The 12,055-nt window shown below is 61.2% G+C and carries 10 protein-coding genes; all 10 read right to left on the reverse strand.

All coding sequences use genetic code 11. The features are described from left to right. Window positions 1-136: 136 nt before the first annotated feature. Window positions 137-1,402, reverse strand: a complete 1,266-nt coding sequence (gene urtA / locus ACA055_RS02940) for an urea ABC transporter substrate-binding protein (protein WP_497682289.1) — start codon at window positions 1,400-1,402, stop codon at window positions 137-139. A gap of 316 nt (window positions 1,403-1,718) precedes the next feature. After that, window positions 1,719-2,729: a FecCD family ABC transporter permease gene (locus ACA055_RS02945; protein ID WP_497682290.1), complete on the reverse strand. Its 1,011-nt coding sequence runs from the start codon at window positions 2,727-2,729 to the stop codon at window positions 1,719-1,721. Further along, window positions 2,726-3,685 carry an ABC transporter substrate-binding protein gene (locus ACA055_RS02950; RefSeq protein WP_497682291.1) on the reverse strand — a complete coding sequence of 320 codons (960 nt, stop codon included), beginning with the start codon at window positions 3,683-3,685 and terminating at the stop codon, window positions 2,726-2,728. Before ACA055_RS02950 ends, ACA055_RS02945 begins: the two co-directional genes overlap by 4 nt. Then, entirely contained in the window at window positions 3,682-4,470 is a 789-nt protein-coding gene (locus ACA055_RS02955) for an ABC transporter ATP-binding protein (protein WP_497682292.1), read from the reverse strand. Before ACA055_RS02955 ends, ACA055_RS02950 begins: the two co-directional genes overlap by 4 nt. 114 nt (window positions 4,471-4,584) lie before the next feature. Beyond that, window positions 4,585-6,705, reverse strand: a complete 2,121-nt coding sequence (locus tag ACA055_RS02960; protein WP_497682293.1) for a TonB-dependent receptor — start codon at window positions 6,703-6,705, stop codon at window positions 4,585-4,587. A 152-nt stretch (window positions 6,706-6,857) separates the two neighbouring features. Then, window positions 6,858-8,237 (reverse strand): PepSY-associated TM helix domain-containing protein, encoded by a 1,380-nt coding sequence (locus ACA055_RS02965; RefSeq protein WP_497682294.1) that lies wholly within the window; start codon window positions 8,235-8,237, stop codon window positions 6,858-6,860. A gap of 108 nt (window positions 8,238-8,345) precedes the next feature. Continuing rightward, a complete protein-coding gene (locus ACA055_RS02970; RefSeq protein WP_497682295.1) occupies window positions 8,346-10,463 on the reverse strand; it encodes a TonB-dependent copper receptor in 2,118 nt (705 codons plus the stop codon). Window positions 10,464-10,547: 84 nt separating this feature from the next. Beyond that, window positions 10,548-11,006, reverse strand: a complete 459-nt coding sequence (locus ACA055_RS02975; protein WP_497682296.1) for a DUF2946 domain-containing protein — start codon at window positions 11,004-11,006, stop codon at window positions 10,548-10,550. A 21-nt stretch (window positions 11,007-11,027) separates the two neighbouring features. After that, window positions 11,028-11,507, reverse strand: a complete 480-nt coding sequence (locus tag ACA055_RS02980) for a copper chaperone PCu(A)C (protein WP_497682297.1) — start codon at window positions 11,505-11,507, stop codon at window positions 11,028-11,030. A gap of 48 nt (window positions 11,508-11,555) precedes the next feature. Beyond that, window positions 11,556-11,954: a DUF2946 domain-containing protein gene (locus ACA055_RS02985; protein ID WP_497682298.1), complete on the reverse strand. Its 399-nt coding sequence runs from the start codon at window positions 11,952-11,954 to the stop codon at window positions 11,556-11,558. Between the last annotated feature and the right edge of the window lie 101 nt (window positions 11,955-12,055).

Here is a 12,055-nt window from a genome sequence, read left to right on the forward strand (position 1 = left end):
GACGATTGGACTTGCTCGCGAATGCGGTGTGACAGTCACATGAGTGTTGGATGTGCCGCCGTCTTCGCGAGCAAGCCCGCTCCCACAGGAATTGTGTCGGGCCCGAACTCCATGTTCAGGCCTGACATCCAGTGGCTTAGTTGCTCTTCACCGCATAATCCGGCTTCTTGTCGTTACCCGAGATAAACGGGCTCCACGGCTGGGCACGGATCGGCCCTTCGGTCTGCCACACCACGTTGAACTGACCGTCCGCCTGGATCTCGCCGATCATCACCGGCTTGTGCAGGTGGTGGTTGGTCTTGTCCATGGTCAGGGTGTAGCCGGACGGTGCGGCAAAGGTCTGGCCGGCCAGGGCTTCGCGGACTTTGTCGACATCGGTGGACTTGGCTTTTTCAGCCGCCTGCGCCCACATGTGGATGCCCACGTAGGTGGCTTCCATCGGGTCGTTGGTCACCGCTTTGTCGGCGCCCGGCAGGTTGTGTTTCTTGGCGTAGGCTTTCCAGTCAGCGACGAATTTCTTGTTCGCCGGGTTCTCGACCGACTCGAAGTAGTTCCACGCCGCCAGGTTACCCACCAGCGGTTTGGTATCGATGCCGCGCAGTTCTTCTTCACCGACGGAGAACGCCACGACCGGCACGTCGGTGGCTTTCAGGCCCTGGTTGGCCAGCTCTTTATAGAACGGCACGTTGGAGTCGCCGTTGACGGTGGAGATCACGGCGGTCTTGCCACCGGCCGAGAATTTTTTGATGTTGGCCACGATGGTTTGATAGTCGCTGTGGCCGAACGGGGTGTAGACCTCTTCGATGTCCTTGTCCGCCACACCTTTGGAATGCAGGAACGAGCGCAGGATTTTGTTGGTGGTGCGCGGGTACACATAATCGGTGCCGAGCAGGAAGTAACGCTTGGCGCTGCCGCCTTCTTCGCTCATCAGGTATTCCACTGCCGGGATCGCCTGCTGGTTCGGCGCGGCACCGGTGTAGAACACGTTCGGCGACATCTCTTCACCTTCGTATTGCACCGGGTAGAACAGCAGGCCGTTGAGCTCTTCGAACACCGGCAGTACCGATTTACGCGACACGGAAGTCCAGCAACCGAACACCACCGCGACCTTGTCCTGGGTCAGCAGCTGACGGCCTTTCTCGGCGAACAACGGCCAGTTCGACGCCGGGTCGACCACCACAGGTTCGAGCATCTTGCCGTTCACGCCACCCTTGGCGTTGATCTCGTCGATGGTCATCAACGCCATGTCTTTGAGCGAGGTTTCAGAGATCGCCATGGTCCCGGACAGGGAGTGCAGGATACCGACCTTGATGGTCTCTGCGGCCTGGACGGTCCAGGTCATGCCCATCGCGGCAATCGATGCCGATAGTGTGAAAGCCTTGATCAAGCTGCGACGCTTCATTGTGCGATCTCCATGAACGTTAGAAATTTTTTTGGTTGGCAGATGCGGACTACTGAAGGCTGTTTTGCAAGGGCTGTGCCCGGTCGGGAAAAGGCACGAAAATGTCGTGTTAGAGGGGTTGCGCGGTTTTTCGGCGCACCATGAAAGGACGCGCATGAGGCGTTGGTGCGCCGAGATGCGCCACATTGGGGCGGCCAACAGTGATCACCTGTGGGAGCGGGCTTGCTCGCGAAGAGGGCGTGTCAGTCGCCATTTATGTTGGCTGACACACCGGATTCGCGAGCAAGCTCGCGCCCACAGTTTTGATTTGTTTGAGTCAGCGGCGGCGCATAAGGCCGATGAAGAACAGGCCGCCAATGGCCGCGGTGGCGACGCCGATCGGTAGATCTTCCGGGGCGATCAATGTTCGGGCGGCCACGTCGACCCACACCAGAAACACACTGCCGAGCAGCACGCACACCGGCAATAATCGACGGTGTTCAGCGCCGACCAGGCGCCGGGCAATGTGCGGCACCATCAGCCCGACAAACCCGATGGAGCCGCTGATCGACACCAGCACTCCGGTCATCAGCGAGGCGATCACAAACACCCGCAGGCGAACCGCGCGGGCATTCAGGCCGAGAGTCACGGCGGTCTGCTCGCCGGCCATCAGCGCGTTCAATGGTCGCGCCATGCCCAACAGCAACACCAACCCGAGCAACACGCTGGCGGCCGGTACCGCGAGCAACTCCCAGCGCGCGAGGCCGAGGCCGCCGAGCATCCAGAACATCACCGCCGAACTGGCGCGGTGATCGCCGAGAAACAGCAGCAGGTTGGCGATCGCCATCATCACGAAGGACACCGCCACGCCGCACAACAGCAGCCGGTCACTGTCCAGCCGCCCGTTTCGGTTGGCGATCATCAGCACGATCAACATACTCAGCAACGCACCGATGAACGCCGCGATCGGCAACGTCAGCAAGCCGACGATTTCTCCAACATGCAGCACCACGATCACCGCCCCCAGGGTCGCGCCGGAGGTGACGCCGAGCAAATGGGGATCGGCCAACGGGTTGCGCGTCACCGCTTGCAGCACCGCGCCGATCAGCGCCAGCCCGGCACCCACCAGCGCGCCGAGCAGCATGCGCGGCACGCGGATCAGCCAGACGATATGTTCCTGTCCGGCGGTCCAACTCATGTCGCCGATGCCGAACGCCTTGTGCAGCAGGATTCGCCAGACCACGTCCACCGGCACCCGCGCCGGACCAAAGCCGAGCGATACCACGCACGACCCCAGCAACAGCGCGCCGAGGGCGATCAGTAACAACGCGTAGCGACCATTGATCATTCGCCGTGGAAACCCTTGGCCAGGGTTTCGACTGCCAGCACGTTATCGATCCCCGGCGTGGCCTGCACATATGGAATGACGATGAAGCGCTGGTTCTTGATCGCGTCCACCGATTGCAGGGCCTTGTTGGCCAGCAGGAATTGCGCCTTCTGTTCGGCGGTCACTTCGCCGTAGTCGACAATCACGATCACCTGCGGATTGCGTTCGACCACGTTCTCCCAGTTGACCCGGGTCCAGCTCGCGTCGACGTCGTCCAGAATATTGCGCCCACCGGCGGCATCGATCAGCGCTTGGGGCATGCCGAGGCGGCCGGAGGTCATGGCCCGGTCTTCGCCACTGTCGTAGAGAAACACGCGAGGTTTGTCGGTGGGCAGACCCTTGCGGACTTCGGCGACTTGCGCCTGCATCTCGGCGATCAAGGCATTCGCGCGATCCTGCACGTCGAAGATTTTGCCGAGGTTGCGCAGATCGTTGTAAGTGTCTTCCAGACTGGCAGGCGGACGCTTCATGACGAACGCGCAGGACTCGGTCAGCTCGTAGACGTTGATGCCCAACGGCTGAAGGGTTTGCGGCGTGAGGTCGCCGCCCACGCGCATGCCGTAATCCCAACCGGCGAAAAAGAAATCGACGTTGGCGTTGAGCAGTGTTTCCACCGACGGGTACTTGGCCGCCAGTTCCGGCAGGCCATCGAGGATGGTCTGCATTTCGGGCGTGACAGACTTCCAGCCGGTGACGCCGCTGTAGCCGGCCATCTGCGATTTCAAACCGAGGGCGAGCATCATCTGGGTCATGTTGATGTCGTGGCTGACCGCTTTTTTCGGCGCTTGCTTGAAGGTCACTTCGCGGTTGCAGCTTTGAATCGTCAGCGGGTATTGGGTGGCCTCGGCAAACACTTGGGCGGTGCCGAGAAATAGAGCGAGAGAGAGGCCAGAGCGCAGCAGAGAACGCAAAGTCATGGTTGGGTTATCCAGGTGATTCGTGGGTAGCCGTGCAAGGGGTGTTTATCGATCAGCGCTTCGACGCCGAACACGTTGCGCAACAGCACAGCGGTCAGGACTTCTTCGGGGGGGCCGCTGGCAACGATGCGACCGTGATTGATCACGTACAGCCGATCGCAGAACGCGGCAGCGAGATTGAGGTCGTGGATGCTCGCCAGGGTGCCGATCTTCAAACGCTTGACCAGTTGCAACAGCTCCAGCTGATAGCGCGGGTCGAGGTGGTTGGTCGGTTCGTCGAGGATCAGCAGTTGCGGTTGCTGGGCCAGGGCTCGGGCGAGGATCACGCGCTGCTTTTCACCGCCGGAGAGGGTGGCGAAAGCATGATCTTCGAAGCCTTTGAGGCCGACCGACTCCAGGGCCTGGGTCGCGAGATTTCGGTCCTCGATCGTGTCGCCGTCGAACAGCCCCTTGTGCGGCGTGCGGCCCATGGCGACCACTTCGTCCACGGTCAGGCCGAAGGCGTCGGGGAATTCCTGCAGCACCACGGCGATGCGTTGCGCGCACCAGCGTGAGGACTGTTTCCAGACGTTGTGGTGGTCGAGCTTGACCTCGCCGCTCTCGGGTTTGCTGAAGCGATAGGCACACCGCAACAGGCTGGTCTTGCCGCTGCCGTTGGGGCCGATCAGCCCGACGAACTCACCGCCAGCCACGTGCAGCGAGGCGTCACGCAGCTGGAACTGATGATGACAGTGGCCATGGCCCAGGGGTGTCCAGGCGAGGTTCGTGAGGTTCAGCGAGGTCATGCATTTACTCTGAAATATTGGGTGTTGCTGATGGCGCCTTCGCGAGCAAGCCCGCTCCCACAGGGACTGCGCGAGTCCTGTGGGCGCGGGCTGGCTCGCGAAGAGGCCCTTGAATCAAAAGGTGTAATCAGCGGTGACGAAAAACGACCGAGGCTCGCCGAGGATCCACTGCTGCCCCTCATTGTATTGGCTTTGCGCATACTGGCGGTCGAACAAATTGTTCACCTGCAACCCCAGCGTCGTATTGCGCAGCGCTTTCCATGACAGCGTGGCGTCCACCACGGTGTAGCTCGGCAACTCGTTCTGGTTGGCCATGTCGGCATAACGCGCATCCACATAGCGCACACCGACGCCGGCCTTGAGGTCATCGTTGATCGCTTTGCTCAACCACAAATTGGCCGTGCGCCGTGGCACGTCCACCGGGCGATTGCCGTTGCGCGACACCGGCACACCGCCGGCCCGTTCTTCGAAATCATCGTACTTGGCTTTGACGATGGCCGCGTTGGCTTGCAGTTGCCAGGCGTGGGGCAGTTGCAGATCGAGGCTGGCTTCCAGGCCATTGGACGATTGCTGGCCGACTTGCTGCTTGAGCGTCGGGTTGCCCGGGTCGTCGGTCAGCAGTTTCTTTTTGACGATGCGATAGGCTGCCAGCGTCCACTCGCCGCGCTGATTCCAGAACATCTGCTTCACGCCGATTTCGGTCTGCTTCGCCGTGGCCAAGTCGTATTGCTGCTGGCTCGGGCTCAGGGAAATCAACCCGCCGACACCGTCGGTGCTCGTGGCGTACTGGCCGTAGAACGAGGTGTCCGGAGTCACGGCAAACACCAGGCCGGCTTTCCAGTTGTTGCCGGTCAGGGTCTTGTCGCTTTGGCTGCCATCGACCAGGTTGTCACGGTCGACGTGCACGTAATCGCGGCGCACACCGGTCACCACGGACCAGCGTTCACTCAGCTGCGTACGGTTTTCAGCGAAGGCCGACATCTGTTTGGTGGTGCTCTGAAACTGATCGCGGTACGGATCGGCGCTTTCAAAACGACCCGGTTGCGGGTGATACACATCGATCGGCTGGCCAGCGGGCAGTACGTCATTGAACGGCGAGTTGCTGTCGAGCTGGAAGCGGATGCGGTTGTAGTCGACGCCGGTGACGGTCTGGCTGTCGAGGCCGAACAGCGAGTGTTTGAAGGTGAACGTCTGGCGATCACCGATCTGTTCCTGTTTGTGGCCGATGCCGAAATAGCCGCTGCGGCTCAGTTGCTGCGTGTCGCGGTCGAAGTTGTAGTTCTCGGCGTTCTGCCAGCGGCGTTGGGCCTTGAGGTAATACAGTTCGTTGCTGGCGCTGACCGCATCGGATATCTGCCAGTCGCTGGTCAGGCGCGTCCATTGATCGTTGTAGTGCTGTTTGTCGTTGCTGATGTTGTAGTTCTTGTCCCGCAGGCTTTCGTGAAAGCGTCCGTTGATCAGCGGCGTGCCGAAATAATTCATCGGCTTCTGGTCACCGTAATCGTGGGCGAGGGTGAAGGCCAGATCGTCCGTCGCCTGCCAGCGCAGAGCGGCACTGATGAAGTCACTGGACGAATCGCCGCGATCGACCCAGCCGTTGCTGCGCAGGCGATTGAGGTTCAAGCGATAGCTCAGGGTGTCGCTCAAGGAGCCACCGCTGTCGAAGGCCTGTTGCTGGCTGTCGTAGGAACCGTAGCCGACACGCAGGTGGTTTTCGATCTCGCCTTCGAAGGGCTTTTTCGGGATCACATTGACCACCGCGCCGGTCGCGCCTTCGCCGTACAGCACCGACGCCGGACCTCGCAACACATCGACGCGCTCTACCGACCAGGTATCGACCGGAAAGGTCACAGTGCCCATGCCTGTGTACATCCGGTTGCCGTCATACAACTGCATGACCGAACTCTGACCGGTAAAACCTCGCGCCGACAATGACGTGCCGCCATCACCCGGCGTGCCGGTACGGCTGATACCGGTGCTGCGCGACACCGCGTCTTGCACGCTGCGATCACCCCGAGCGCGGATCTGTTCACCGGTCAGGCTTTCGACACTGGCCGGGGTTTCCAGCGCCGTAAGGTTGAGGCGCGAACCGGCGGTGGTCGGGGTGTTCAGGCTGACAGTTTCGTCGTCATTGGCTTGCGCCGTGACGGTGCCGGTAGGCAGGGTCAATGGTTGTGCGTGGGCGCTGTTGTTCAGGGCGAGCAGGCAGAGGCTGGACAAGAGGTACTTGTTCATCGGGGCGGTGAATCACTTCTTCAAAAAGAAAACCCGCAGCACGTGGGCTGCGGGTTGGGCGGTGCATTAGCGTTATGCGGTAACGCTAAAAATGACCGTGCGGTAAGCGCCGCAAGTCTACCGATCCCTCTAAATCGCGCATCTCGCCTGATTCATGATGAAGGTGAGGCGGTTTCAGTTTGCCGATTGAATCGCGACAGCAACAGCCGATCCAGCAGCCACACCACCACCAGCGAAGCGCCCACCAGCGGAAAGGCCACCGCCAATGCGAACATGATGACCATCGCGGTTTTCCATTTCGGCAGGTCGTGGCGCAACGGTGGAACACCGAGCTTGCCTTGCGGGCGACGCTTCCACCAAATCACCACACCGCTGACGGCGCTGAGCAGAATCATCAGGCAGATCAGCAACACGATGAGCTGATTGACCACCCCGAACATCTTGCCTTCGTGCAGCATCACGCCCATTTCCGTGGCGCGGGCGACGTTGCCGTAATGCTCCCAGCGCACGTCGGCGAGTACGTCGCTGGTGTACTGATCGACATGCAAGGTGGCGTCGTTGCGCGGGTCGTCGGCGAACACGGCGATGGTGAATACGCCGGTCGCCGTGGTCGGGAAGGTGATGCTGTAACCCGGCTCGACCTTGCGTTGCACGGCGATGTTTTGTACGTCTTGCAGGCTGATGGTCGGTGCGGCGGGGCCGGGTTGTGCGTTGTCGTGGGACATGTGTTCGGCGTGGTCGCCGGACATCGGCATCGGTGTGTTTTCCATGGCCCATGGCACGGTCTGACGGGTTGCACTGTTCAGGCTGCGGGCCTCGACGTCGGACTTGGGCATGTCATTCCACATCGCATCCGGGAACACGTTCCAGACGCCAGCGTATTGCTTGCCCCAGAACCCGGTCCAGGTCATGCCGCTGAGCAGCATCACCAACAGTAATGACGCGCCCCAGAATCCGGTCACCGCGTGCAGGTCGCGCCATAGCACTCGACCACGACTGCTCAAGCGCGGCCACAGAATGCCGGCCGCCTGGCCTCGCGGCCACCACAAAAACACACCGGAAACCACCAGCACGATGCCCCACCCAGCGGCCAACTCCACCAGCCGGTCACCGACGGTGCCGATCATCAACTCGCCGTGAATCGCCCGGGCGACGGCTTGCAGATTCTTCTTGGCGTCTTGCTCGCCCAGGATGTCGCCTTGGTACGGATCGAGGAATACGTTCAGTTCCTGATCGGCATTCATGACGACAAATTGGGCGCTGCGTTCGGCGTTGACCGGTGGCAGGTATTGCTTGATCTGGCCCTGTGGGTAAGCCGCCTTCACGCGTTTGAGCAGGTCATCGGCGGGAAGGCTGTGATGACCGGCCGGGACGTTCAGCAGGCTGCTGTACATCAGCGGATCGAGCTGCGGCTTGAACAGGTAAATGACGCCGGTCAGGGCCAGCATCACCATGAAAGGCGCGACGAACAGACCGGCATAAAAATGCCAGCGCCAGGCCAGGTTGTAGAAATTCACTTTGGGCTGTTTCATCGGTTGTGCTCCGCTTGGCTTGGATCTTTTGTAGTTGTCTGGTGACTGCTGCGCAGTCCTTCGCGAGCAAACCCGCTCCCACAATGGAACGGCTTGCCTGCGATGTTGTTAGAAGCTCATATCTACCTTGGTCCAGAGCGTCCGCCCCGGTTCCTTGATGGCTTGCGGGTCATTGGCCGGGTAGCCGAAACCGGCGTTGCCCGCCAGGTTCAAGTGCTCGGCGTACGCCTTGCCAAACAGGTTGTCGACGCCACTGCTGACCTTCCAGTTCTGGTTGATGCGGTACGCACCGTTGAGCGAGAACACGCCGAAGCCCGAGGTCTTGTCGAAGTCCTTGCCGACCACGTTGCCTTTGTTCTGGTCGATGCGGTTTTGCGCCGCGACCACCCGCCACAAGGCGCCGGCGCTCCAGTTGTCTTCGCTGTAGGTCAGGCCGAACCGTGCGTCCAGCGGCGGCATCTGCGGCAACGCGCTGCCATCGCTACTGTTCTTGCCCCAGGCGTAGGCCAGGGTCGCGTCGGCTTTCCAATTGCTGGTCAGCTTGTACGCCGCACCCAGTTCACCGCCCATGATTCGCGCGTCGATATTCTCGGCTTGCGAGGTCATGCCCATCATCCCAGGCGTGTAGTTGAACAGGATGTAATCGCGCACCTGCCCGACATATCCCGAGGCCCAGGCTTCGAGGTCGTCGGTCTTGTATTGCAGGCCGAAATCGATCTGGGTGGTTTTCTCGGGCTTGATCGAATCGAAGGCATTCACCGAACCGGCGGGACCGGAGTTTGGCGAGAACAGCTCCCAGTAATCCGGGAATCGCTGGGTGTGACCAAGACCCGCATACAGCGTGGTCGGGCTGTCGGCCAGGTCATGCTCGTAACGAACGAAGCCGCTTGGCAGGGTGTCGGCGCGGGTGTCGTTGGCGGTCGGGTTGGGGCGAACCATCATCCCCGAGCCGGTGGTCTGGCGGAAATCCTTGGCCGAGGCGCGGTCCAGGCGTGCGCCGGTGATCAGCCGGTCACGGTCGGCGGCGTACCAGGTCAGCTCGCTGAACACACCGTAGTTGTGGAAGTCGGCGTCCTTGGTGTACGGGAGGTTCTTGTAGGTGTCGACGCCCATGGCGCTGCGCTGGCGGTGTTCGTTGGTCTGCGCATCGATGCCGCTGATCAACTGCACATCGGCCCAGCGCCAGGTGGCTTTGATCCGTGCGCCGAGGGTGCGGCGGTCGACGTTGGAGGCCATGGGGCCGGCCATCATCCCTGTGCCCGATGGCGTGCGCAGGGTGTAGTTGTCCATCACGTGGTCGGCGTAGTTGTAGTAGACCTGCGCCTCAAGCTTTTCCAGCACGTCACTGATGTTGGACTTCTCGAATCGCAGGCCCAGGCTCTCGCGCTTGAACTGCGAGCCGTCCATGCCGCGCCCGGCGTAACGGGCCTCGCCGTCACCCTTGCCGGCGGTGAGTTCCAGCAGGGTGTCGGCGTCCGGGGTCCAGCCCACCGCGACGTCGCCGTTCCATTTGTCATAGCGCGACGGCACGGTGTCGTTGTTGCCGTCCTTGTAATCGTCGGAATGCGCGGTGTTACCGATCACGCGCACGTAACCGAGTGGCCCGCCCGCCGCGGCGTCCACCACTTTGTCGAAGCGGCCGTTGGAGCCGGCCAACACGCTGGCGTTCACCCGGGTACCGAGTTCGCCGAAGCTTTCCGGCTCGCGGTCGAACAGGATTGTGCCAGCCGATGCGCCCGGTCCCCAGAGTACGGTTTGCGGGCCTTTGATGACGGTGAGCTTGTCGTAGGTTTCCGGTGAGATATAGGAGGTGGGGGCGTCCATCCGGCCGGGGCAGGCGCCGAGCATCATGCCGCCGTTGGTGAGGATGTTCAGCCGTGAGCCGAACATGCCGCGCAGCACCGGATCGCCGTTGGTGCCGCCGTTGCGCACCAGAGCGAAGCCCGGAATGGTCTTCAGGTAGTCACCGCCGTCACTGGCCGGCACGGGTTGGCGCGGGTCCTTGAGGTTAGTGACGATGGTCAGCGGCGAACTGGGCGCGATGGCGGTGATTACCGTCGGGCTCAGTTCTTCGGTGTGGCCCGCGTGTTCATCGGCCAGCACCATCGGTGTCAGCAGAGCACCGCAAAGGATTGCGGTGGCGTGCCTGAAACGAACGCTGGATTCGCTCAGGGCAAAAGAGGCTTGAACAGCGTTCAAGCATGTGTCAGCAGAAAACCTGGACATGACAATTTCCATCGAACAGTCGTAAACGACACGGCCGGCAGCCTGGAGCTGTCTTATCAACCGTGTGAAATCAGGAGTGGGTGTTTACGCGACGATGGGCGGGGCGCGGGTGCGGGCGCCGGGGAAGAAGGTTTGCCGGGCGTGGCCCAGACGGGGGGAGAGGGTGATGAAAGTGGTGGCGTTTGGCGTGTCGAATGCAACGAAGGACTGGCCGCCGGTGAGTGCCGGGCAATTGAACAGCAGGCTGCAATAGCCGCATTTTTCCCAGAGTGCGTGATGATCGGCTTTCGGCGGGCAGTGCTCGGCGGCGGGTTGCGCGCCATGCTCGGCATGTTCCGTCGCCGACGTATCCATGCTCATGTCCATCGACATGCTCATGGATCCGCTCATCAGCGCCGAGGCGCGTTGATCCATCGGCATCGACTGGGAAATCAGCGGACCGATAAAGATCATCAACATGGCGAACAGGCTGATCCAGCTGCCACGGGTCAGGCTCAGTGGCTGACGACGTGGCGTGGATGACCTGACGCTAAGCGGGCGCATGGGCGTATTCAGCTCTGTTGATTATTGGCCGTGCGCATGCGCTTGCATGCCGTCGGGTGCCTTTTTCTGCACCGCGACTTCGACCGTCACGTCGCCGGACTTCTCGAAGTGCATCGTCAACGGGAAGCGCTTGCCATCGCTCAACAGGCTGCGATCCTTGAGCTCCAGCAGCATCACGTGATACGCCATGGGGGCAAAAGTGACCTCACCGCCGGCCGGGATTTCCACGCTCGGTATCTGCTGCATTTTCATCAAATCGTTTTGCTTTACGTGCTCATGCAACTGGGCAATGCCTGCAATCGGCGACTCGACACTGAGCAACCGGTCAGCGGATTTGCCGGTGTTGTGGATCACGAAGTAAGTCGCAACGGTCGGCGCATTAGGCGGTAACTCTTGCGACCATGGATGAGCGATTTCCAGCTCACCGGCTTTGTAATCCTGGGCATTGGCAAAGCAGGCAGGCAACAGCAGCGTGGCCAGAACGATAAGTTTGTTCAACATGGCAGTTCTCCGGAACGATTCAAAACGCAGGTTGATTGCGAAAAGGAATCACGCCAGAGGGGACGCGCGGGGGTTCAGGCTTGGCCATTGCTGGCGCGGTGTCGGAGTATCGAGGGATGCGGGGGGCAGGCTTCGATTAGCCTCGAAACGCGCGAAATACAACTGAGGTACAGGCCCGGGCAACGCCACCAGCGGTGCGGAGCCGGAGCAGCACCAGCAATGCTGCATGTTGGAATGGGTGTCGCTCTGCGGGGCTTTCTGCTCGATGTTGCCCAGGGAAATCGCCACCATCTTGGTGCCGCCGGACGAACAGAAGCTGCCCCACAGCAACTGCTCGGCGGGGGACTTCGCCGTCTGCGCCATCGCTCCGGTCATCGGCATGGCGAGCATGTTGAACAGCACTGCAAAGCAGGCGATCCAGGCAAATGCGAGCCGTTGTCGGGACATGGGACAGATCCGGTTGAGTGGGCGATCAAGCGCGGCTATTTAGCCTGATCAGTGCCGATAAGTAAAAAAGTGGCGTGCGGTGTGGTGTCGCAGCGCCATGC

The organism is Pseudomonas sp. LBUM1657 (assembly GCF_059716075.1).